The sequence below is a fragment of the Afipia massiliensis genome (assembly GCF_001006325.2).
GTDB classification, from domain to species: Bacteria; Pseudomonadota; Alphaproteobacteria; order Rhizobiales; family Xanthobacteraceae; genus Afipia; species Afipia massiliensis_A.
Genome location: NZ_LBIA02000001.1, coordinates 1,246,261 through 1,269,692, shown reverse-complemented (window position 1 = coordinate 1,269,692; position 23,432 = coordinate 1,246,261). Strand labels below are relative to the sequence as shown.

Below are 23,432 nucleotides of genomic sequence, written 5' to 3'. Positions count from 1 at the left end.
AATTCGTCATGCCCGCGCTTGTCGCGGGCATCCACGCCTTCCCTGTTGCGCGAGACGGAAGACGTGGATGGCCGGGACGTGCCCGGCCATGACAACAAGAGGCTCTCACGCGACCTGGATTGTTCCATCCGTGCTGTTAGCGCTGGCAATCGCATTGCCATTCGTCGCGCCGACTTACTACGTGCAGTTCATCAGCAAGGCGCTGATCATGGGCATCCTCGCGATGTCGCTCAATCTCGTGGTCGGCTATGGCGGGCTGGTGAGCCTGTGCCATGCGGCGTTCTTCGGCATCGCGGGCTATGTGCTGGCGCTGGCGTCGCCGAAATACGATCCGGCGGCGCTGTGGTGGACGCTGCCGCTTGCGGTGGCCGTATCCGCCGCCGTCGCCGCGGTGATTGGCTCACTGGCGCTGCGCACCCGCGGTATCTATTTCATCATGGTGACGCTGGCGTTTGGCGAGATGCTGTTCTTCTTCTTTCATGACAGCAAGTTCGCCGGCGGCTCGGACGGTGCCTTCATCTACAACAAGCCGTCGATGATGCTGGGCAACATCACGCTGCTCGATCTCGAAAAGCCGCTGGTTTACTATTTCGTGGTGCTGGCCGTGCTGGTGGCGGTGATCGCGCTGCTGACCATGATCGTGCGCTCGCCGTTCGGTCATGCGCTGGCGGCCGCCCGCGACAACGAACGCCGCGCCCGTGCGCTCGGCTTCCCGGTGTTTCGCGTGCGGCTGACGGCGTTCGTGATCTCCGGCGCGATTGCGGGCATCGCCGGATATTTCGCCGCCGCCCAGTTCGGCTTCGTCGCGCCGCAGATGCTCGGCTGGCATCTGTCGGCGACCGTGCTGGTGATGGTGCTGATCGGCGGTCAGCGTTCGGTGGCCGGGCCGCTGGTCGGCGCGCTGGTGCTGATCGGACTGGAGGAAGTGCTGAAGGCCACAACCGAACACTGGAAGCTCGCCGAAGGCCTGATCGTGATCCTGATCGTGCTGATGCTGCCCAATGGCGTACGGCAATTGCTGTCGATGGTGCTCCCGGCGCAGGAAACGTCTCCCGTCATTGCGAGGAGCGCAGCGACGAAGCAATCCAGTTCTTTGTCGGACGCTTCTGGATTGCTTCGCTCCGCTCGCAATGACGATGTGGCGGGAGGGCGTCATGGCTGACAACGCACAGGTCGCCTTGCGCGCCGTGGGCTTGAGAAAACATTTCGGCGGTCTCACCGCCGTTTCCGATGTTTCGCTCGACGTACACACCGGCGAAATCCACGCTGTGATCGGGCCGAACGGCGCCGGCAAATCGACGCTGATCAATCTTTTATCCGGCGACCTTTCGCCGAGCGCCGGCGAAATCATGCTTGGTGGCCAAAACTCTTCCGGATTTGATGACATCACCCGCCTTGCTCCGGATCGCCGTGCACGCGCCGGGCTCGGCCGTTCGTATCAGAAGACCACCATCTTCCCGCAGTTCAGCGCACAGGAGAACGTGCGGCTGGCGGCGCAGGCCCATGCCGCGTCGCCGCTGAAAATGTTCGGTAATGTGACGTCCGATGCCGACGTCAATCGACGCACAAGCGAGGCGCTGGAGCAGGCGGGACTTCTGGCGCGCGCGCAGATGATTGCGACGCATCTGTCTCACGGTGAACAGCGCCAGCTTGAAATCGCCATGGTGCTGGCGACCCAGCCGCGCATCATCCTGCTCGACGAGCCGCTCGCGGGCATGGGCCAATCCGAGGCACGCAAGGTGGTCGACCTGATTGCATCGCTGAAGCAAGGCCGCGCGGTGCTGGTGGTCGAGCACGACATGGACGCGGTGTTCGAGCTGGCGGATCGTCTCACGGTGATGGCGGACGGCCATGTCATCGCCAGCGGTTTGCCGCAGGATGTCCGTATCGATCCGGCGGTGCGGCTCGCCTATCTCGGCGTTGAGGAGGACGCGGCATGAGCGCGCTCCTTGAAGTGCAAAAGCTCGAAGCGTTCTACGGCGCGGGCCAGGTGCTGCACGGCGTCGCGCTCTCGGTTGCACGCGGCGAACAGGTGGCGCTGCTTGGCCGCAACGGCATGGGCAAGACCACGCTGTTGCGATCGCTGATGGGGCTTGTCGCCGATCGGCGCGGCCAGATCAATTTCAACGGCCGCGACATCATGCGCGCGGCCCCCGAAGCGATCGCGCGCGCGGGCGTGGCGCTAGTGCCGGAAGGCCGCGGTGTGTTCGGCTCGCTGTCGGTGGTGGAAAATCTGGTGATGGCGGCGCGGCCCGGCATCGACGGACGCCGCGCGTGGACGCTGGAGAAGATCTACGAGTTGTTTCCACGCCTTCATGCGCGCCGCGCCAACGGTGGGCAGCAACTCTCCGGCGGCGAACAACAGATGTTGACCATCGGCCGGGCGCTGATGACCAACCCCGATCTGATCCTGATCGACGAAGCGACCGAAGGCCTCGCGCCTCTCGTTGCAAAGGACATCTGGCGCACCCTCGGCATCATTCGCAGCGAAGGCGTTGCGACCATCGTGGTCGACAAGGATTTCAGGTCTCTTTCTCGGATCGCCGACCGCATGGTGATGTTGTCGAAGGGCACGGTGGTGTTCGATGGCACGCCGGCTGATCTGGCGCAGAAGCAGGATCTGCTGGAGCAGCATCTGGGGGTTTAGCCGGTCCGACATATAGGTGGCCGACGGGCCGCAATCGGACTGGCTTGTCGGCATTGTCCTGCTATCGTTGCTGCAAGCGGGGGCTGACGCACATGTTGATCACCGACGTTCGCGCACACCACATCCGTATCCCTTATGACGCCGGCGTGGCGAGTTTCAAGCAAGGCGCCTCGGCCATTGCTGCGGTCGATATCGTTCTGGTCGAAGTCTCAACCGATGCGGGGCTGACCGGCTGGGGCGATGCCTGGGGTTACGTTTGCCCCCGCTCGACGGCGACCGCTATCGACGAGATGATCGCGCCGCAAGCCAGGGGCCTTGAAGTCCCTGATGCGGTGGGCATTCCCCTTTTCATGGAGCGCATCCAGCGCAACCTGCACCTGTTCGGCCGGTACGGCATCACGATGTTCGCGATTTCCGGCCTCGACATCGCATTATGGGATCTTGCCGCGCGCGTGCAGGGCGAGCCGCTGCATCGCCTGATCGGTGCGCGCAAGAGGGGCCGTATTCCCGCCTATGCGAGCCTGCTCAAGATCGGCAAGCCCGATCTCGTTGCACAAGAGTGCGAAGCGGCGCTGCGGCGCGGCTACCCGGCAATCAAGCTCCATGAGACCACGGTGCCGCCGGTCTTTGCGGCGCGGCAGGCGATCGGCGCGAACATTCCGCTGATGGTCGACATGAATTGCCCGATGGATGGCGTTACCGCAATTGCGTTCGCTCATGAATGCCAGGCGGCTGCGCCTCTGTTTCTCGAGGAGCCGGTCTGGCCGCCGGAGGATTTCACAACCTTGGCTGAGGTCCGCAAGAAAGGTGGGCTCGATCTCGCCGCGGGCGAGAATGCGTGCACCTTTTATCAGTTCCGCCAGATGCTGGCGGCGGGCGCGGTCAGCTTTGCGCAGCCCTCGGTCATCAAGGTCGGCGGCATCACGGAATACCTGAAGGTCGTCGCGCTGGCCGATGAACTCGGCGTCAAGCTCGCGCCGCATTCTCCCTATTTTGGGCCGGGCTTTCTGGCGACCCTGCAACTCATGTCGCTGCGCGATGACGGCACGTTCGTCGAAGTCTTCTACATGAACCGCGCCGCCTGCCTTTGGCGAGGCCATATCGACGTCGATGCGACGGGCACCATCGCGGTGCCTGACGGGCCAGGGCTGGGCTACGAGCCGGACAAGGAGATCATGGAGCGCTACCGCGTGGCGTGATTCAGCTTCGGCTCACCTGCGGCAACGATCAACCTCGGATCATTCGCATCAACGATATGCTGCTCCAGCGGCTGCGGCCACTGCACCACAAGCTGTCCGATCAAATCGTCCAGACCGTCCTCATCGAACGCATCATAGAATACCGGCGTTGCGGCGCGGGCGATGAACGCGTGCAGCAAATGCGCGGCGTCGTAGTCATAGACGATGTCCGTCGGGACGATGCCTTCGCGCCGCATCAGGAAGCGGCGAAAGCCCGTCAGTCTTGCGTGGCCATTGTCGAGCGCGGCGAACGACAGCACCGGAGCCTCGTGTGCGATACGCGGCCCATCCTGCATGCGGTCGAGCATCGGCAGCGCGTTGGCGGCGATGACGTCGGCGAGGGTGCGGAAGTCGCTTGAAACATCCTCGGTATGCAGGGTGTTGCGGATGGCGACGATGTTCGCCGCGTCGAGCCCGCGTGCGGCGAGCAGCTCCGCGAGCGTCTGTGCAGAGCCGATGGCCGCAGTCTTCGGTGGTGCTTCTCGAGCGTCGAGAGCCGCGCTCATTGCGCGGCGACGGCGCGGGGCGCGAACGTCAGCGACTGTTTCGCCAGCACCGGCGCGACGGTATCGGCCAGCCGTCGCGCGGCTTCATCGATATCGAGACCCGCGGTGTCGACCTGCGCCGCCGCGCGCGCATAGAGCGGCTCGCGACTCACGAGGATGGTGCGCAGTTCCTGCATGGCGGAGCGGTCGTCGGCCATCGGCCGCAGGTCGCCCTGCTTGCGCACGCGTCCCATGTGTTCTTCGGGCGTGGCCTTCAGCCAGATCGTATAGAACGACGACAGCACCAGATCGAACGTCACCGGCTCGGAGACGATGCCGCCGCCGGTCGCCAGCACGATCGGTTCCTTGCGTGCGAGCAATTGCGCCAGCGCCGCCTGCTCCATGCGGCGGAAACCTTCCTGGCCGTAGAGCGCGATTATCTCGGCGACCGACAGGCCGTTCTGCTGCTCGATTTCCTTGTTCAGCTCGACGAAGGTCCAGCCGATCTTTTTCGCCAGCATCTTGCCGAGCGTCGATTTGCCCGCGCCGCGCAGCCCGATCAAGGCGATACCCGCGAAGGTGTTGCCGTGGCGCGAAGCGCCATTGCCGGAGAGAATGTCCTTGGCCTGTGCGATCTGCGGCGGCGTCGCGTTGCGCATCAAGTCGCGGATCACCAGCCAGTCCGGCGATGTGTCCGTGGTCGGGATCAGGTCCTCGACATGCGCGCCCATCGCCGCCGAGACCCGCCGCAGCAGCACGATGGAGACGTTGCCCTTGCCGCTTTCGAGCTGCGCGATGTAGCGCTCGGAAATTCCCGACACCTTCGCCAGCACTTTCCGCGACATGCCGCGCAGCGCGCGCATGGTGCGGACGCGCTGCCCAAGCTGCTCAAGGAATTGGGTTTCCGGTTCTGCCTGCGGGGTCATGCCGTTTCGACTCGTGATGGACCTGAAACATAATGCCGGAAAAGGTTGACAGCAAGCTCAGGGGGTGACTTTATATGAATTATAATTCTAAGAAATAGATCAGCGGGAGAGCGTCGTGCGGGTTGAGGGTGGACTGGGCACCGGCCCAGAATCGAAGTCATGAGCGATTTATCCGGCGGATACAATGCCGTGACCTATTTGCTCGACCGCAATGTGGCGGCCGGACGCGGCAAAAAGGTCGTGTTCAAGGATCCGGTCTCCGAGATCACCTATGGCGAGTTAGAGACGCAGACGCGCCGCCTCGCCAACCTGCTGCAGCGTCTCGGCGTGCGGCGGGAAGAGCGCATCGCGATGATGATGCTCGACACCATCGATTTCCCGATCGTGTTTCTGGGCAGCATCCGCGCCGGCATCGTGCCGGTGCCGCTGAACACGCTGCTGACCTCAGAACAATACGCCTATGTGCTGGCGGATTGCCGGGCGCGGGTTCTTTTCATTTCGGAAGCGCTGCTGCCGGTGGTGAAGGATGTGCTGGGCCGCATGCCGGACTTGCAGCATGTCGTGGTGTCCGGCGCCAATGCGAACGGGTACTCGCTGCTCAGGGACGAACTCGCGCAAGAAAGCGATCAGTTCGAGACCGCCGCGACCCATCCGGATGAGCCCGCGTTCTGGCTCTATTCATCGGGCTCAACCGGCATGCCGAAGGGCGTGCGTCACCTGCATTCCAATCTCGAAGCCACCGCCGAAACCTATGCCAAGCAGGTGCTCGGCATCCGCGAGGACGATGTCGGTCTCTCGGCAGCGAAACTGTTCTTCGCCTATGGCCTCGGCAACGCGCTGACGTTCCCGATGTCGGTCGGCGCAACGACGATCCTCAATCCCGAGCGCCCAACGCCGCAGGTGATGTTCGAACTGATCCGCAAGCACGATCCCAGCATCTTCTTCGGCGTGCCGACGCTGTTCGCGGCGATGCTCAATGACGACACCTTCAAGAATGAACCGCGCACCAAGCGCCTGCGCGTTTGCACCTCGGCGGGCGAAGCGCTGCCGGAACTCGTGGGACAAAGCTGGCAGCAGCGTTTCGGCGTCGACATTCTCGACGGCGTCGGCTCGACCGAACTGCTGCACATCTTCCTGTCCAATGCACCGGGCGACATCAAGTACGGCACATCCGGCAAGCCTGTGCCGGGCTATGCCGTACGTCTTGTGAACGATGCGGGCGCGGACGTGGCGGATGGCGAGGTCGGCGAGTTGATCGTCAACGCGCCGTCGGCCGGCGAAGGCTACTGGAACCAGCGCAGCAAGAGCCGGCAAACGTTTGAGGGTGGCTGGACCCGCACCGGCGACAAATACACCCGCGACGCGGAGGGTCGTTACACTTACTGCGGCCGCTCCGACGACATGTTCAAGGTGTCGGGGATCTGGGTTTCGCCCTTCGAAGTGGAAAGCGCGCTGATCACGCATCCCTCGGTGGCGGAAGCCGCCGTGGTGCCTGCCGAGGATGCCGAAGGCCTGCTGAAACCAAAAGCATTTGTCGTGCTGAAGCAGGGCGCCTCGGTGAGCGATCTCAACGGCGCACTGAAAGAGCACGTCAAGCAGAAGATCGGCCCATGGAAATATCCACGCTGGATCGAGGTGGTGGAGAGCCTGCCGAAAACCGCGACCGGAAAAATCCAACGTTTCAAGCTGCGCGGTCAATAAGAAGAAGGATGACGACGATGACGCTGCAATCTTCCGGCACGCTTTCCATCGGCTCCAGCGAACTCGAGTATCGCATGATTGGGCCGACGCCCGACAAGGCGCCGACCATCGTGATGCTGCATGAAGGCCTCGGCTCGGTCGGGCTGTGGGGTGATTTCCCCGAGAAGCTGCAGGCCGCGACGGGAGCCGGTGTGTTCGTCTATTCGCGCGCGGGTTACGGCAATTCGTCGCCGGTCGCGCTGCCGCGCCGTCCCGACTACATGCATGTCGAGGCGCTGGAGGTGCTGCCGAAACTGCTCGACGCTATCGGCTTCCGTCGCGGACTACTGCTCGGCCATTCCGACGGCGCGTCGATCGCGACGATCTATGCCGGCGGGATTCAGGATCATCGCGTGCGCGGTCTGATGCTGATCGCACCGCATTTCGTGGTCGAGGATATTTCGATTCAGTCGATCGCGAAGATCAAGGACACCTATGCGGCCACCGATCTGCGCGCGAAGCTCGCGCGCTGGCACAAGGATGTCGACAACGCCTTTCGCGGCTGGAACGATGCCTGGCTCGATCCGCAATTCCGCGACTGGGATATTTCGGAGTCGCTCGCTTATGTCCGCGTGCCGGTCGAGATCATCCAGGGCGCAGACGACCAGTACGGCACGCTGCGGCAGATCGAGATCGCGCAGGCCGAATGCTACTGCCCGGTGGACACGACGATCATTCCCGGCGCGGGCCATTCCCCGCACCGCGAGGCGCCCGATGTGACGCTGAAGGCGGCGGCGGATTTCGCCAATCGCCTGTTGTCCCTGCACGGCGAGGGTGCTCTGGAGCGCGCCGCCTGACGTCCGATCTCTCGTTCGTCATGCCCGGCTTTATGCCGGGTATCCACGTCTTCTTGCTGTGGCCAAAGACGTGGATGGCCGGGACAAGCCCGGCAATGACGAGAACGGGGATATGCAAAAAAGTGCAGGACGACTGCATTATAAAGCTGGACAAGCTCTAAAAGCTGCACTATTGTGCATTATAATTCAGATTTCAGCCGGATCGAGGGTGGCCTATGGCCCAAGCGGACAGAAAACTCGCCAACAGCGCGACCTTCATCGACTTCCAGACCGAGCCGTCGAAGTATCGGCACTGGAAGCTCGATGTGACGGGCGATGTCGCCACGCTGACCATGGATGTCGACGAGAACGGCGGCCTGTTCGAAGGCTATCTGCTCAAGCTGAACTCCTATGACCTCGGCGTCGATATCGAACTGGCGGACGCCGTGCAGCGGCTGCGCTTCGAGCATCCAAACGTGAAGGTGGTGCTGCTGCGCTCGGGGAAGAACCGCGTGTTCTGCGCCGGCGCCAATATCCGCATGCTCGCGGGCTCGACCCACGCGCACAAAGTGAATTTCTGCAAATTCACCAACGAGACCCGCAACGGCATCGAGGACTCGTCGGAGAATTCCGGCCAGCGCTTCATCTGCGTCGTCAACGGCACCGCGGCCGGCGGCGGTTACGAACTGGCACTTGCCGCCGATCACATCATCATGGCGGACGACGGCGCTGCTGCTGTCGCACTCCCCGAAGTGCCGCTGCTGGCGGTGCTGCCCGGCACCGGCGGGCTGACGCGCGTGGTCGACAAGCGCAAGGTGCGCCGCGATCACGCCGATTTCTTCTGCACCATCGAGGAAGGCATCAAGGGCAAGCGCGCCGTGCAATGGCGGCTGGTGGACGAGATCGTGTCCAACTCGAAGCTCGAAGCCAAGGTCGCGGACCGCGCCAAGGAATTCGCCGGCCAGTCGAAGCGCGCGGGTGAAGGGCAGGGCGTTACGCTCAAGCCGCTGCAGCGTAGCTTCACCGAGGACGGCATTCGCTATGGTTTCGTCAGCGTCGATCTCAATCGCGCCGGGCGCATCGCCACCATCTCGATCAAGGCGCCGGACAACGATCCGCCCGCCGATGTTGCTGGGCTCACGGCGCAGGGCGCGGATTTCTGGCCGCTGCAGGTGGCGCGTGAACTGGACGACGCCATTCTGCATTTGCGTATCAACGAACTTGAAATCGCGATGCTGGTGTTCAAGTCCCACGGCGAACGCGCGCGGGTCTTGGCCTATGACGCATTCCTGGAGGCCAACAAGGCCAACTGGCTGGTCAACGAGATCAGCCACTACTGGAAGCGCGTGCTCAAGCGTATCGACGTCACCTCACGCACGCTGGTCACATTGGTCGAGCCTGGCTCCTGCTTTGTCGGCACGCTGGCCGAACTCGTGTTCGCGGCCGACCGCTCCTACATGCTGATCGGCGAGAAGCAGGGCGATAACCGCGCGCCCGCTGAGATCATCCTCTCACCTGCGAACTTCGGCCCCTATCCGATGAGCCACGGCCTGACCCGACTGGAATCGCGCTTTCAGGCCGATCCGTCCGATGTCGACACCGCAAAGGCGAAAATCGGCGAGGCGCTCGACGCCGAGGCCGCCGAGGAATTGGGCCTCGTGACGTTCGCGCTCGATGACATCGATTGGGACGACGAGGTTCGCGTGTTCTTCGAGGAGCGCACCAGCTTTTCGCCCGACAGCCTCACCGGCATGGAAGCGAATTTGCGCTTTGCCGGGCCCGAAACCATAGAGTCGAAAATCTTCTCGCGCCTCACCGCATGGCAGAACTGGATCTTCCAGCGCCCGAATGCGGTGGGCGAGAACGGCGCGCTGCAACGCTACGGCACCGGCGAACGCGCGCAGTTCGACATGACGAGGGTTTAAGGAGGCGAATAGCGAATAGGGAGTAGCGAATAGAAAGAGAAACTATTCGCCATTCACCATTCGCTATTCGCCTCTCCTAAAGGGAGAGCACAATGAACATCATGAACGTCGACTACACCACCAAGATCCCGAACAACGTCAATCTCGCCGAAGACCGTCAGGTGCTGAAAGCGCTGGAAGGCTGGCATCCGGGTTATCTCGACTGGTGGAACGACATGGGGCCGGAAGGTTTCCAGGAATCGCTGGTCTATCTGCGCACCGCCATCAGCGTCGATCCGAAGGGCTGGGCCAAATTCGATTACGTGCGCATGCCGGAATATCGCTGGGGCGTATTGCTCGCGCCGCAGGACGAGCAACGTCAGGTGAACTTCGGCCAGCACAAGGGCGAGAAGGCATGGCAGGAAGTGCCGGGCGAATATCGCGCGATGCTCCGCCGTCTCGTCGTCATTCAGGGCGACACCGAACCGGCCTCCGTCGAGCAGCAGCGCCATCTCGGCAAGACCGCGCCGTCGCTCTACGACATGCGCAACCTGTTTCAGGTCAACGTCGAGGAAGGCCGTCATCTCTGGGCGATGGTCTACCTGCTGCAAAAGTATTTCGGCCGCGACGGTCGCGAGGAAGCCGACGATTTGCTGCGCCGGCGCTCGGGCGACGAGGATGCGCCGCGTATGCTCGGCGCGTTCAATGAAGCAACGCCCGACTGGCTGTCGTTCTTCATGTTCACCTTCTTCACCGATCGCGACGGCAAGATGCAGCTTGAGAGCCTGGCACAGTCTGGCTTCGATCCGCTGTCACGCACCTGCCGCTTCATGTTGACCGAAGAAGCCCATCACATGTTCGTCGGCGAGACCGGAGTGAGTCGGGTTCTTCAGCGCACCTGCGACGCCATGAAGGCCGCAGGCATCGAAGACCCCAACGAGATCGAGAAGGTTCGTGCGCTTGGCGTCATCGATCTGCCGACCATGCAGAAGAAGATGAATCTGCATTACTCGCTGTCGCTGGATCTGTTCGGCTCGGAAGTGTCGACCAACGCCGCGAATTTCTACAATTCGGGCCTCAAGGGCCGCTTCCAGGAAACCAAGATCGACGACGATCATCGCCTGACCAACGACATCTACAAGGTGCTCAAGCTGGTCGACGGCAAGATCACGCTGGTGGACGAGCCGGCGCTGACCGCGCTCAACATGCGGCTGCGCGACGATTACACGCTGGACTGCGAAAAGGGCGTCGAGCGCTGGAACAAGGTCATCGAGAAGACCGGCGTCAACTTCCGGCTCGAACTGCCGCACACCGCGTTCCATCGCCAGATCGGCGAATTCAAGGACGTCAATGCCACGCCGAAAGGCGTCATCGTCAGCGACGCCGAATGGGCCAAGATCAAGAACGACTATCTGCCCTCGACGGCGGACGGTGATTTCATTTCGTCGCTGATGGAGCCGGTCTCGGAGCCGGGCAAGTTCGCGAACTGGATCGCTCCGCCCAAGGTGGGCATCGACAACAAGCCCGGCGACTTCGAATACGTGAAGATCGCGGCGTAACGGACGAAGCCTATGAACGCGCCGACGCAGGAACTGCTGAAGCAACATCTCATCGACCCGGAAATCTGCATTCGCTGCAACACTTGCGAAGAGACATGTCCGGTCGATGCGGTGACGCATGACGGCAACAACTACGTCGTCGATGCGAGCATATGCAATCACTGCATGGACTGCATTTCGCCGTGTCCCACGGGGTCGATCGACAACTGGCGCGTGGTGACGAAAGCCTATTCGCTCGAAGAACAGTTCTCGTGGGAAGAACTGCCGAAACAGGAAGAGGTCGCTGCGGCGGCATCGGGCGAGGGCGGCACGGTCGAGGCGCTGGAGGATGAAGTCTCACGGTTGCTCGAAGAGGCCCGCAAGGGCCTCGGCGGCAAGCCGGTCGCGCCGCATTCCGCCAGCAAGCCGACGGTCAATCTCTACAATCGTTCGAAGCCAGCGACCGCGACGGTCACCGGAAACTTCCGCCTGACCGACGCCAATGCTGATTCCGACGTGCGTCACATCATTCTGGATTTGGGCGACCAGAAATTTCCGGTGCTGGAGGGCCAGAGCATCGGCATCGTTACGCCCGGCACCGACGCGAACGGCAAGCCGCATGTTGCACGGCTCTATTCGGTGGCGAGCCCACGCGGCGGCGAGAAGCCCAACACCAACAACCTCGCGCTGACCGTGAAGCGCGAAGACAAGGGCGTCTGCTCGAACTATCTCTGCGATCTGCCGCGCGGCGCGAAGCTGGAAATCACCGGGCCGTTCGGCGCGACCTTCCTGATGCCGGACGATCCCGCGGCAAACATCATCATGATCTGTACCGGCACGGGCTCGGCGCCATTCCGCGGTTTTACCGAGCGGCGGCGCCGCGCGATGCCCGATGCGGCGGGCCGGCTGCTGCTGTTCTTCGGCGCGCGTCGTCCGGAGGAACTGCCGTATTTCGGGCCGCTGCAAAAGGTGCCTGAAAAACTGCTCGGCAAATACTTCTGTTACTCGCGCGTGCCGGATCAGCCGCGCGTCTATGTGCAGGATCGCATCCGCTCTGAGATGGCGCAGATCGCCACGCTGCTGCGCGACGACAAGACCCACGTTTATATCTGCGGGCTGAAGGGCATGGAGAGCGGCGTCGATGAAGCCTTTGCGGACGCCTGCCGCTCAGCCTCGATCGACTGGGCTGCGCTGAAGCCTGCGATGCGCGAGAGCGGCCGCTATCACGTCGAGACGTATTGAATCCTGTGCGGCGACGATGCCTAACTCGTCGTCCCCGCGCAAGCGGGGACCCAGACTCTTGAAGTTAGCATGGCTGACGGTCGTCTCGCCGGACATTTCCCGCGACACCCGTCAACGGTGGTGGGTCCCCGCTTTCGCGGGGACGATACCGTAATAGTCGCGTGTTTCTATTACTCCCCCGCCACCGGCAGGCTGAGATTCGCATAAACGATGCCGCCGTCGACCGCGATCGAGTTGCCGACGACATAGTCGCCCGCGCGCGAAGCGAGATAAATCGCAATTCCGGCCATGTCTTCCGGCGTGCCGATGCGCTTTGACGGGATCGCCTTCGCGACCGCGTCGCCGTGGTCGCGCGCCGCCGTGTTCATGTCGGACTCGAATGCGCCGGGGCAGATCGCGGTGACATTGATGTTGTCGTGGATCAGCTTCGCCGCCATGCGGCGCGTGAGATGGATCACCGCCGCCTTGCTCGCCTGATAGGAATAGGTCTCGAGCGGATTGACGGACAGGCCGTCGATCGACGCGATGTTGATGACCTTGCCGGGCTTGTCCTTCGTCGCGGCCGCGCGCAGTGGCTTGGCCAGCGCCTTGGTCAGGAAGAACAGCGACTTCACATTCAGGTTCATCACCTTGTCCCAGCCGGCTTCCGGGAATTCGTCGAAGGCCGCGCCCCAGGCCGCGCCTGCGTTGTTGACGAGAATATCGATCTTCGGCTCGCGCTTCATCAACTCTGCGGCCAGCTTTTCGCAACCGGCGACGGTGGACATGTCGATCGGCAGCGCGATGCACTCGCCGTCATAGGCGGCGGTGAGTTCCTTGGCGGTTTCCTCGCAGGGGCCGGCCTTGCGCGCGGTGATGTAGACCTTCGCCGCGCCTTGCGCGAGAAAGCCCGAGGCAATCATCTTGCCGATGCCGCGCGAACCGCCGGTGACGACCGCGACGCGGCCTTTCAGTGAAAACAGATCCTTGAACATGATGCCTCCTGTTGCTTTGGCGGCGATATAGCGCCAGCAGCAAGAGCGGTGTCAAGGAATGGCCGGAATGTGAATCTGTTTGAAACGTCCAAAAGGCGCCGTCACCCAGAGGTGCCGTGGCGAAGCAGAGACCTCGAAGGGCGATGACGTTTCATGACCCGCCATCCTTCGAGGCTCGCAAAAGCTCGCACCTCAAGATGACGATTTCGAGATGCTGCGTATTACGCTGCATCCACCCGGCGGAAGCCGTTCCACATCGCGGTGGCGGCACCCGACGTCAGCACCGACAGGAAACGCGTGTTCTGGTAGTTGCCGTTCAGCGAAATGCGCGGCAGCGCGGTGAGATGTTCGGCGTTCTCGGCGAACACCATGCCGGGACGCGTGGTCACGGCGGTTGCGAATCCAAGTTCGCGCGCCATGGCGAATTCGCGTGCCGCGGCGGCGGTCCTGTCGCCGTAGGGATATGCAAAGTGCTGCGCGGGCTTCTGCAACTGGCTTTCGATCCGTTCGCGGCTGATGCGCATCTCGCGCAAAGCATCAGCCTCGCTGTCCCGCGCCAGGTTGCAATGGCTGACGGTATGCGCGCCGATGGTCACCAGCGGGTCGGCGGCGAAGGACCGCAGTTCGGGCCATGACATGCACAACTCGCGTACGATCGCCGTATCGTCGACGCCGTGCCGCGCACACAGCTCGCTCACGGCGCGCTGGACTTGCGTATCGTCAGGGAGCGTGCGCAGCCAGTCGTGGATCTGGTTGAACGCCTGCTGCTTGGCGGCGGTATCGCCTGCGTCAAGCCGCTGCACTGCGCCGTCTCGCGTTATTTCTACAATGCCGGCCCTGGCGATGGCGCGCTCCAGCGCCACCCACCACAGCCGGCCGTTGCCCTCGGCGAAATCGCTGGCGACGTAGACCGTGAACGGTGCATTCTGGTCGCGCATCACCGGCAGCGCGTGGTCGCGGTTGTCGCGATAGCCGTCGTCGAACGTAAAGCAGGCGAAGCGGCGGGCGAAGTCGCGCTCCCTCATTCGGCGGTGTGCTTCGTCCATGGAAACGATATCCACGCCGAGCGCGCGCACATGCGACAGCACCTCGCGCAGAAAGTCCGGCGTGATTTCGAGATGCCGGTTGGGCTGGAACATATCGTCGCGGGCCGGGCGGACGTGATGCAGCATGAAGATGGTGCCGACGCCCGCCAGGATCGGCCGCAGCACATGGTGCGCGCCGGTGAAGTACAGCGCGTCGAGGCCGGCGCGAATGACGTTATTGCGAAGCTGCTTCATGGCGATGGCCCGGGCGATCCCGAAGGATCCGGCTCCGAGATGTGGCAGAAACGGTTGAACAAACGGTTATCCGGATGGCTGAAACGGCCGTCATTGGCTGGAAACCGGCCTGCGCCCGGGACACCGCAGCCGCGTTCATTTCCAGTTTGACACCTCGGCAAGGGTTTGTTTTGTCTGCATTCTGTCAGGTAAAGGTCCGGGATGAGCCGCTTAGCGAGTTGGGCACGTAAATGGTGGCCAGGGTTGATTCCCCTGGTGCTTCTGTGGATCGCTGCGATCTGGACCGGTACCGCGCCTCTCGAGGCGGACCTTGCCGCGCGCTCGACCCGTGCTCTGAAGGATACGGTGCTCGACAAGACCCGGATCGCGGTGTCCGGCCGTGACGTCAAACTGTCGGCGGATGCGTTTTCGGAGGAGGGCCGGCGCAGCGCGGCGTCGCAGGTCGAGGCCGTCACCGGCGTGCGGCTGGTCAACGACAACACCAGCCTGATCCCCGAAGCCAAACCGTTTGCCTGGTCGATCGAGCGCGACGTGGTGCGCGTGACGCTCAGTGGCAACACGCCGTTACCGGCGATCAAGGCCAAACTGATGGAGGCGGCCCGCGCGTCGCTCAAGGGTACCGAGATTTCGGACAGAATGACGATGGCGCGGGGCGCGCCGCCGCGGTTCGACAACGCCGCGCTGCTGTTGATCGATCAGGTCGGCAAGCTCAAGGACGGCAAGATCACGCTCAGCGACACCAGCGTCAGCCTGACCGGTATGGCGCGCGAAATCGGCAGCCGCGAAGCGATCCTGGCCGCGCTGAAGAACCTGCCCGAAGGGTTTTCGGTGAAGGAGAATGCGATCAAGGCGCCGCCTTACGTCTTCCAGGCGAACAAGGACCCGGTGGCGAATACGGTCACGCTCGCCGGTTACGTGCCGGACAACGCCGTGCACGCGGCCATCGTCGCAACGGTCGGCCGCAAGTTCTTCTCCGAGAAGCTGGTGGACAATCTCAAGGCCAGCGTCGGCGCGCCGCAGGGATTCCAGAACGCGGTGGTGGCCGGGCTCGGCGCGCTGTCGCGGGTCTCGACCGGCTCGCTGGTGATCTCGGATCGCGAAGTGAAGCTGTCGGGAGATGCGCTTTACGCGGTCGCGGCGGACCAGATCCGCGGCGGCATCGGCGGCGAGTTGCCGCAGGGCTGGACCGCGAAAGCCGAGGTCTCCGTCAAGCCGGTGGCGAGCGCGGTCGATCCCACGGTTTGCCAGCAGCTGTTTTTCGAACTGCTGGGCAAGGCCAAAATCAGGTTCGACTCCGGCCGTGCGACCATCGACAAGGATTCCATGGGGCTTCTCGACAAGCTCATCGAGACGGCGCTGCGCTGTCCGACCGCGAACATCGAAGTCGCCGGCCATACCGACAGCGACGGCGACACCAATGGCAACGTCGCGCTGTCCGAGAAGCGCGCGCAGGCGGTGGCGGACTATCTGATCAAGGCTGGTCTGCCGACGGACAGGCTGAAAGCGGTAGGCTACGGCAGTTCGCAACCGGTCGCCGCCAATGATACCGACGAAGGCAAGGCCAAGAACCGGCGCATCGATTTCGTGGTGAAATGAGCATGATCATCGCCTCAAAAGCAAAGCTCTCGATGTCGTCCCGGCGAAGGCCGGGACCCATAACCACCGGGCTCTCGGTGAAAGCAGTTGCGCCGTCCTCGCATGACATCGGCCCACAGGGAGTCTGGGTCCCGGCCTTCGCCGGGACGACGCTGCATGTGGGGAGGCGCACATGCCTTTCTCGGTGAGCGCTGAAGGATCGCGCGCATGATCTACCTTGCGACATTCAACTGGGGCTGGTTGCTGGCATCAGGCGTAGCCGGTCTCGCGATGGGATGGATCGCCGTCGTGCATCGCGGACAAGGCTGGACGACGGTCACGCTGCGCAAGGTCGTGGTGCTGATCGCGGGACTGGTTCTGGCCTCGGTGTTTCATCTGGCGCCGGGCCGCTTCGGCTACTGGCTGGACCTCGGTCTCGTGATGCTGGCGGCCTACGTCGCCGGCTGTGCCGTCGGCTCGTGGTTGCGCCACCTCGTGGTCTCGCGTCATACGCCGGCCGGCGGCTGACGCGTGAACGGCCTGGCGTCACATTTCCGGATGCTGGGTCACTACAATGCGTGGGCGAACGCCCGGCTGTACGATGCCGCGGCGCGTCTCGATGAAACGCAGTACAGGGCGGATCGCGGCGCCTTCTTCAAGTCCGTCCATGGCACGCTGAATCATCTGCTGGTTACCGATCGCATATGGATGAAGCGGTTTACCGGCGAAGGCGATGCCCCGGACCGGCTCGATGCGATCCTGTTCGAGGCCTTCGATGCGCTTCGTGCCGCCCGTGCGGCGGAGGACGCCCGGATCGTGGCCTATGCCGATGGTCTTGACGATGCGCGGATTGCGGGAACGATTTCCTATCGCCGCGTCTCCGGCCCCGAACAGTTCGTGCAGCAACTGGCGCCTGCCCTGGCGCACTGGTTCAATCACCAGACCCACCACCGTGGTCAGACTCATGCGCTTTTGACAGGGCTCGGGCAGCCGGCCACCGAACTGGACCTGCTGTTTTTCCAGCGTGAGCAGGCCGAAGCGGCGTCATCGGCCTGACACCTTCGCGACGCATTGCGGTACGGAAGGAAACGGTATTGTTAATGGTATTCCGGACCCGTGAAGGGGTTCAAATCCGCGTTGCCGGCCTCGCGGTTGCACGGCCGGTCTGCTAGGACATCTTTCTGGTGCGATTGATCGAATTTTGAGGTCTGGATGCTGGAGACACTTCGCGGGGCCATCGCGTACATGCGCGAGAAGCAAATCCTGCACAAGCTTGGTGTTGCGATCAGCATCGCGATTATCGCGACCGCCTGCTACATCCTCTATCACATGCTTCAGGGTCTCGACGTCGATGACCTCTATGAAGCATTGCGCGAAACCGAAATCCGCACCGTTGCGCTGGCCGGGCTTTGCGTCGCCGCCGGCTATTTCACGCTGACGTTCTATGACCTGTTTGCGTTGCGCGCGATCGGTCGCAACGATGTTCCGTACCGGGTTGCCGCCTTCGCCGGTTTCACCAGCTATTCCATCGGCCATAATGTCGGCGCCAGCGTCTTCACCGGCGGCGTGGTGCGCTACCGCGTCTACTCCGCCTGGGGCCTTTCGGCGGTCGATGTCGCCAAGGTCTGCTTTCTCGCCGGATTGACGTTTTGGCTCGGCAACGCCGCGGTGCTGGGCCTCGGCGTCGCCTATCATCCGGAGGCGGCCGCTTCCATCGACAAGCTGCCGGTCTGGCTCAATCGCGCCGCGGCGGTCTGCATTCTCATCGGGTTGACGGCCTATGTGGCGTGGGTCTGGATGAAACCGCGGGAAGTCGGCCGCGGCAGCTGGACCGTCACTCTTCCCGGCGGACCGCTGACGTTGCTGCAGATCGTGATCGGCATCGTCGATCTCGGCTTCTGCGCGCTGGCGATGTACATCCTCGTTCCCGACGAGCCCCATGTCGGTTTCGTCGTCGTCGCGGTGATCTTCGTGTCGGCGACGCTGCTCGGCTTTGCCAGCCATTCGCCGGGCGGACTCGGCGTGTTCGATGCCGCGATGCTGGTCGGCCTGTTCCAGTTCGACCGGGAAGAGCTGCTGGCCGGCATGCTGCTGTTCCGGGTGCTGTACTATCTCGTTCCGTTCATGCTTTCTGTCATCTTGCTCTCGCTTCGGGAGCTTATCGTCGGTGTTCGGGCGAAGCGGGTCACCGCAGCGCTGCAAAGGCTCGACGAAGCCGCGAAGCCCACCCCGGGATCGGCTCGCGGATCGGGATCTCCGGTCGCGTAATACGCGCTCGCGAAACAGGTACGGCGCATGGCGGTGACATCCCCGAATTCAGGCTTCGCGCCGTGGCCGGATCGGTTGCGGCGGTCGGCGATCATCCTGATCGCGACCGCACTTGGCCTCGCCGCGTCGGTGGTGTTCGGCGGCCTGACGTTGCCCCAGGCCGGGTTGATATTCATTGTGATTGCTGGCGCGGCGTTGGTGCCGTGGCATCTGCATCAGTCTGTCCCCACCAGCGAAGACATGATCGGCGCGCGGCCCGCTGAAACGCCGGTAGTTCAGGCGCTGGTGGGCGGAATGCCGGACGCGGCGGTGCTGCTCGATCGCGCCGGACGCGTGCTGCATTTCAATACTGCTGCGGGACAGTTGGCGCCGGCCTTGCGCAAGAACGAGCTGGCGCTGTTCGCGCTGCGCTCGCCCGAGATTATCGCCGCACTTCGCGAGGCCATCGCCACCCGCCAGCCGCAGCGCGCCAGCTATGTCGATCACGTTCCGATCGATCGCTGGATGGAACTGATCGTGACGCCGTTGTCGCTGCCGACCGCGTTCGGCGGCAGCGAATATTGCATCCTGATGACGTTCCACGACCAGACCCCGCTGCGCCGGGTCGAGGAAATGCGCGCCGACTTCGTCGCCAATGCGAGTCACGAATTGCGCACCCCGCTGGCGGCGCTGTCGGGTTTCATCGACACCCTGCAAGGCCCGGCGCGCGAGGACCCGAAAGCGCGTGAGCGCTTCCTCGGCATCATGCACACACAGGCGACGCGCATGGCGCGACTGATCGACGATCTCCTGTCGCTGTCGCGGGTCGAACTGAGTGCGCATGTGCGTCCCGAGAAGCTGGTCGATGTCGTGCCGTTAGTGCGTCAAGTGATCGACGGCCTCGAGCCGCTGGCGAGCGAACGGCAGGTCGCCATCGAGATCGAACTGCCGCCGGCGCCTGTGCTGATCGCGGGCGATACTGAAGAGTTGCTGCGGGTGTTTGAGAACCTGATCGAAAATGGCCTCAAGTACGGTGCAACCGGCGGTCGCGTGATGGTGTCGCTGACCGAGCCTGTGCCGGATGATGCGGCCGGTGAGGTCCGTTTCGCGGTGCGCGATTTCGGTCCCGGCATTCCGCCCGAGCATCTGCCCCGGTTGACCGAGCGGTTCTATCGCGTCGATGCCGGCGACAGCCGTGCGCAGGGCGGCACCGGCCTCGGTCTGTCACTGGTCAGGCATATCCTCATTCGTCATCGCGGACGGCTGCTGATCGAGAGCGTGTTCGGACACGGTGCGACCTTCACCGCATGCTTCCCGGCGACCAAGTCTGCGACGGCAGCGGCGAAGGAATAGGGGCATGATCCCGAAAAGTGGGAACCGGTTTTCGGACAGGATCATGCCCGTCTAGAAGAGCAGATGGCGCAGCCGCCATTTCGCCGTACGTTCACAAAGCCGCCATTTGCATCGAAGTTCGCCGCCACTTCGCAACAAAAAAGCCTCATCGGTTCGATGAGGCTTTTTCGCGTTGTATGTTGCTCGAAGCGTTGAGCTTTCGCCTACTTTGACGGCCGCGAGGTGCGGCGCCGGTCGCTCGCAGGCTGATAGGCGACGCGCGAGTGATGCGCGCAGTAAGGCAGACTGTTGAGCGCCTTGCCTCCGCAGAAAAAGAAGTCCGCGCTGCCCGGATCGCCGACCGGCCAATGGCAGGTGCTTTCATTCAGTTCCAGCAGGCTCAACCGCTGGCTCATCGGCACCACGTTGTCGTACGCGATCGGATCGGGTTCGGCCTCGACGTCAAACGCGTGCGCGAGCGCGGTGTTGCCGCGCGACACCGGGCGGCTGATCCGCATCATGTGCTGCGCGGGCCGCGCCGCCTTGCGCTGCCGTGGCGCCGCCGAGGACGGACTCTTGGCGCGGCCGGACAAGCCCAGCCGGTGCACCTTGCCGATCACGGCGTTGCGGGTGATGTTTCCGAGTTCAGCGGCGATCTGGCTTGCCGAAAGTCCGGCTTCCCAAAGCTTCTTCAACTGCTCAACGCGATCGTCGGTCCAGCTCATTACCGTCATCGCACACTTCCTTTTGGTATCGCGCCGGCCATTTTTGACGCGGCGTCGCGATTGCAAACCGTCCAAAATCCCTGTCGGCAGAATCCCTTAGCCCTCGCCGGTTGCATGAAAAGCGACCGGGCGTTTACGCCGTACCGAAGACAAGCGAGGATCAGAACTGCCGCACGAGATGTCGTACCCAACGTCAGGAATGCTACAATATGCCGTGACTCACGCGCAAGAGTCGGCCGTTGCGCGTCCACATGTTCCGGCTAGAAAGCAAATAAATTCGGTCATTGTGCGTCGCCTGCAAATGGCGTTTTCCTGCCCGGGATGGGTGCCGAGGCGCTGGAACAGGTCGGAAAATGCTGGTTTTTCGCTTATCGCTGCGACAAACGAGCGCTCGTTTGAGGTCCGGAAGAGCGGGCGTGGATTGACACCACACCTCTCACCAATAGAATAACCGCCACGTGCCGCCTTTTCGGGCGGCACGTTTCGTTTCCGGGGCAGGCAACTGAGCGACAAGCGCTGACGCGATCGCGATGCTGTTGGCCCATACCTCGATCAGGTCGCCATGAGCCACACAGCCAAACCGCATCTCGACTCTCACATGTTGCCGGTTTTTGCCCGCGCCGATGTCGCTTTCGAGCGCGGTGAGGGCCCTTGGCTGATCGCGACCAATGGCGACCGCTATCTCGATTTCACCAGCGGTGTCGCGGTGAATGCCCTTGGTCATGCCCATCCGCATCTGGTCGCCGCCGTGCAGGAGCAGGCCGCGAAGCTGTGGCATGTCTCGAATCTTTTCACGATTCCGGAAGGCGAGCGGCTGGCGACGCGGCTGTGTGATGCAAGCTTCGCCGACGTGGCGTTCTTCTGCAACTCCGGCGCGGAAGCGATGGAAGCGTGCATCAAGATGGCGCGCAAGTTTCAGGCGGTGAATGGCCGGCCGGACCGTTACCGGCTCATTACGTTTGAAGGTGCGTTCCACGGGCGCACGCTCGCGACACTCGCCGCGGGCGGCCAGCAGAAATATCTCGAAGGTTTCGGGCCGCGTGTTGAAGGCTTCGACCAGGTGCCGCTCGGCGATCTCGAAGCGACCAAGAAGGCAATCGGTCCGCATACCGCAGGCATCCTGATCGAGCCCTGGCAGGGTGAAGGCGGCGTGCGTGCGGCTAATCCTGCGTTCTTCCGCGCGCTGCGACAGCTCTGCGACGACAACAAGCTCGTTCTGGTGTTCGACGAAGTGCAGACCGGCATGGGCCGCACCGGTAAACTGTTCGCCCATGAATGGACCGGCGTCACGCCTGACATCATGGGTCTGGCGAAGGCGCTTGGCGGCGGATTTCCGATGGGCGCATGCCTTGCCACTGTCGACGCTGCAGCCGGCATGACGCCGGGCACGCACGGCTCGACCTTCGGCGGCAATCTGCTCGCTGTGGCGGCAGGTAACGCCGTGCTCGATGTGATGCTGGCGCCGAAGTTCTTTGAGAGCGTTCAGCGCTCGTCGCTGGTGCTGAAACAGAAGCTCGCATCGATCGTCGATCGCTATCCCGACGTGGTCGATGAAGTACGTGGCGAAGGCCTGCTGATCGGCCTCAAGGCCGTGATCCCGGCGGGTGATCTCGTCGGCGCGCTGCGCGATGAGAAACTGCTCACAGTCGGAGCCGGTGAAAACGTCGTGCGGCTGCTGCCGCCGCTGATTGTCTCCGAGGCGGAGATCGATGATGCAGTGTCGCGCATCGAGCGCGTCTGCACGAAGTTCACGCGGACGTCGGCGCGGCGCGAGGCGGTATAATGACGACGTCCCCCCGACATTTCCTCGATCTGTTTGACGTGCCCACCAAGGAGTTGCGTGCGATCCTCGACGCCAGCGTGGCGATGAAGAACAAGCGCAAGGCCGGCGATATGTCCAGCAAGCCGCTTGATGGCAAGACGCTGGCCATGATCTTCGACAAGCCGTCAACGCGCACCCGCGTGTCGTTCGATGTCGGCATGCGCCAGCTCGGCGGCGAAGCCATCATGCTGACCGGCGCTGAAATGCAGCTTGGGCGCGGCGAAACCATCGCCGATACCGCGCGGGTGCTGTCGCGTTTCGTCGATGCCATCATGATCCGGATTCTCAACCACGAGGCGCTGACCGAGCTTGCGGCTCATGCGACCGTGCCTGTGATCAACGGACTGACCCGGCGCTCGCATCCCTGTCAGGTGATGGCTGACGTCATGACGTTCGAAGAACATCTCGGCCCGATCAAGGGACGCACCGTGGCGTGGACCGGCGACGACAACAACGTGCTGGCGTCGTGGGCGCATGCCGCGGAGCGGTTCGGTTTCAATCTGCGTGTCGCGACGCCGCCGGAACTGGCGCCGAACAAGCTGCTGAAAGACTGGATCAAGACCACGGGTGCGCCGATCGTGCTCGGCACCAAGGCCGAAGAAATGGTGCGCGGTGCAGATTGCATCGTCACCGACACCTGGGTGTCGATGGGCGACAAGGATGGCGAACACCGGCACAACCTGCTGAAGCCCTATCAGGTCAATGCCAAGCTGATGTCACTGGCCAATCCCGGCGCCATTTTCATGCATTGCCTGCCGGCGCATCGCGGCGACGAAGTTACCGATGAGGTGATCGACGGCCCGCAGTCGGTGGTGTTCGACGAGGCGGAAAATCGCATGCACGCGCAGAAGGGCATTCTGGCCTGGTGCCTGCACGCGATTGGCTAGGTATTTTCGGTTTCCGTGACCTCATCCCGGGTGCTTATTTGCAGCCTTTCCGCGCGCTTCGGCCGGAAGTCACTGTTCCCGATCCGCTCCCTTT

At 63.0% G+C, this 23,432-nt stretch carries 21 protein-coding genes; 16 read left to right on the top strand and 5 right to left on the bottom strand.

What is annotated here, in order from left to right; translation table 11 throughout:
- Positions 1-88: 88 nt before the first annotated feature.
- From YH63_RS05990 to YH63_RS05975, 4 genes are all read left to right on the top strand, one after another.
- Entirely contained in the window at positions 89-1,162 is a 1,074-nt protein-coding gene (locus YH63_RS05990) for a branched-chain amino acid ABC transporter permease (RefSeq protein WP_137325130.1), read from the top strand.
- On the top strand, positions 1,155-1,940 hold the full coding sequence (locus YH63_RS05985) for an ABC transporter ATP-binding protein (RefSeq protein ID WP_046829724.1): 786 nt from the start codon (positions 1,155-1,157) through the stop codon (positions 1,938-1,940). Before YH63_RS05990 ends, YH63_RS05985 begins: the two co-directional genes overlap by 8 nt.
- A complete protein-coding gene (locus YH63_RS05980) occupies positions 1,937-2,647 on the top strand; it encodes an ABC transporter ATP-binding protein (protein ID WP_046828391.1) in 711 nt (236 codons plus the stop codon). Before YH63_RS05985 ends, YH63_RS05980 begins: the two co-directional genes overlap by 4 nt.
- Before the next feature lie 92 nt (positions 2,648-2,739).
- Positions 2,740-3,846, top strand: a complete 1,107-nt coding sequence (locus YH63_RS05975) for a mandelate racemase/muconate lactonizing enzyme family protein (protein ID WP_046828392.1) — start codon at positions 2,740-2,742, stop codon at positions 3,844-3,846.
- Here the strand turns inward: YH63_RS05975 and YH63_RS05970 are convergent.
- On the bottom strand, positions 3,831-4,391 hold the full coding sequence (locus tag YH63_RS05970; RefSeq protein ID WP_046828393.1) for a hypothetical protein: 561 nt from the start codon (positions 4,389-4,391) through the stop codon (positions 3,831-3,833). The genes YH63_RS05975 and YH63_RS05970 overlap by 16 nt on opposite strands.
- Positions 4,388-5,296, bottom strand: coding sequence for a helix-turn-helix transcriptional regulator (locus tag YH63_RS05965; protein WP_046828394.1), 909 nt, complete (start codon positions 5,294-5,296; stop codon positions 4,388-4,390). Before YH63_RS05965 ends, YH63_RS05970 begins: the two co-directional genes overlap by 4 nt.
- A 159-nt stretch (positions 5,297-5,455) precedes the next feature.
- Here YH63_RS05965 and YH63_RS05960 point away from each other — a divergent pair, with 159 nt between their 5' ends.
- The 5 genes from YH63_RS05960 (at position 5,456) to boxA (ending at position 12,496) form a co-directional block, all read left to right on the top strand.
- Positions 5,456-6,997 carry a benzoate-CoA ligase family protein gene (locus YH63_RS05960; protein ID WP_046828395.1) on the top strand — a complete coding sequence of 514 codons (1,542 nt, stop codon included), beginning with the start codon at positions 5,456-5,458 and terminating at the stop codon, positions 6,995-6,997.
- Positions 6,998-7,014: 17 nt separating this feature from the next.
- Positions 7,015-7,833: an alpha/beta fold hydrolase gene (locus YH63_RS05955; RefSeq protein ID WP_246658019.1), complete on the top strand. Its 819-nt coding sequence runs from the start codon at positions 7,015-7,017 to the stop codon at positions 7,831-7,833.
- A gap of 215 nt (positions 7,834-8,048) precedes the next feature.
- On the top strand, positions 8,049-9,737 hold the full coding sequence (gene boxC, locus YH63_RS05950; RefSeq protein ID WP_046828397.1) for a 2,3-epoxybenzoyl-CoA dihydrolase: 1,689 nt from the start codon (positions 8,049-8,051) through the stop codon (positions 9,735-9,737).
- Positions 9,738-9,829: 92 nt separating this feature from the next.
- Positions 9,830-11,275 (top strand): benzoyl-CoA 2,3-epoxidase subunit BoxB, encoded by a 1,446-nt coding sequence (boxB, locus tag YH63_RS05945; RefSeq protein WP_046828398.1) that lies wholly within the window; start codon positions 9,830-9,832, stop codon positions 11,273-11,275.
- 12 nt (positions 11,276-11,287) lie between these two features.
- Positions 11,288-12,496 (top strand): benzoyl-CoA 2,3-epoxidase subunit BoxA, encoded by a 1,209-nt coding sequence (boxA, locus tag YH63_RS05940; RefSeq protein WP_046828399.1) that lies wholly within the window; start codon positions 11,288-11,290, stop codon positions 12,494-12,496.
- A gap of 170 nt (positions 12,497-12,666) precedes the next feature.
- Here the strand turns inward: boxA and YH63_RS05935 are convergent, their stop codons facing one another.
- Positions 12,667-13,470, bottom strand: a complete 804-nt coding sequence (locus YH63_RS05935) for an SDR family oxidoreductase (RefSeq protein ID WP_046828400.1) — start codon at positions 13,468-13,470, stop codon at positions 12,667-12,669.
- Positions 13,471-13,691: 221 nt separating this feature from the next.
- The gene (locus YH63_RS05930; protein WP_046828401.1) at positions 13,692-14,750 is read right to left on the bottom strand and encodes a polysaccharide deacetylase family protein; all 1,059 of its coding nucleotides are present in this window, start codon (positions 14,748-14,750) and stop codon (positions 13,692-13,694) included.
- 201 nt (positions 14,751-14,951) lie between these two features.
- Here YH63_RS05930 and YH63_RS05925 point away from each other — a divergent pair, with 201 nt between their 5' ends.
- The 5 genes from YH63_RS05925 (at position 14,952) to YH63_RS05905 (ending at position 19,925) form a co-directional block, all read left to right on the top strand.
- Positions 14,952-16,346 carry an OmpA family protein gene (locus YH63_RS05925; RefSeq protein WP_046828402.1) on the top strand — a complete coding sequence of 465 codons (1,395 nt, stop codon included), beginning with the start codon at positions 14,952-14,954 and terminating at the stop codon, positions 16,344-16,346.
- A gap of 207 nt (positions 16,347-16,553) precedes the next feature.
- Positions 16,554-16,853 carry a hypothetical protein gene (locus YH63_RS05920; RefSeq protein WP_046828403.1) on the top strand — a complete coding sequence of 100 codons (300 nt, stop codon included), beginning with the start codon at positions 16,554-16,556 and terminating at the stop codon, positions 16,851-16,853.
- Positions 16,854-16,865: 12 nt separating this feature from the next.
- Complete coding sequence (locus tag YH63_RS05915) at positions 16,866-17,381, top strand: DinB family protein (protein WP_170978735.1); 516 nt, start codon at positions 16,866-16,868, stop codon at positions 17,379-17,381.
- Positions 17,382-17,537: 156 nt separating this feature from the next.
- Positions 17,538-18,593: a lysylphosphatidylglycerol synthase domain-containing protein gene (locus YH63_RS05910; protein WP_046828405.1), complete on the top strand. Its 1,056-nt coding sequence runs from the start codon at positions 17,538-17,540 to the stop codon at positions 18,591-18,593.
- A gap of 27 nt (positions 18,594-18,620) precedes the next feature.
- The gene (locus YH63_RS05905; protein WP_046828406.1) at positions 18,621-19,925 is read left to right on the top strand and encodes an ATP-binding protein; all 1,305 of its coding nucleotides are present in this window, start codon (positions 18,621-18,623) and stop codon (positions 19,923-19,925) included.
- Positions 19,926-20,128: 203 nt separating this feature from the next.
- On the opposite strand, the gene YH63_RS05900 is transcribed toward YH63_RS05905, so the two are convergent.
- Positions 20,129-20,638, bottom strand: a complete 510-nt coding sequence (locus tag YH63_RS05900; RefSeq protein ID WP_046828407.1) for a GcrA family cell cycle regulator — start codon at positions 20,636-20,638, stop codon at positions 20,129-20,131.
- A gap of 553 nt (positions 20,639-21,191) precedes the next feature.
- On the opposite strand from YH63_RS05900, the gene YH63_RS05895 reads away from it, so the two are divergent.
- Both YH63_RS05895 and argF read left to right on the top strand, forming a co-directional pair.
- Positions 21,192-22,412 (top strand): aspartate aminotransferase family protein, encoded by a 1,221-nt coding sequence (locus YH63_RS05895; RefSeq protein ID WP_046828408.1) that lies wholly within the window; start codon positions 21,192-21,194, stop codon positions 22,410-22,412.
- A complete protein-coding gene (gene argF / locus YH63_RS05890) occupies positions 22,412-23,338 on the top strand; it encodes an ornithine carbamoyltransferase (protein ID WP_046828409.1) in 927 nt (308 codons plus the stop codon). Before YH63_RS05895 ends, argF begins: the two co-directional genes overlap by 1 nt.
- The last annotated feature ends 94 nt before the right edge of the window (positions 23,339-23,432 follow it).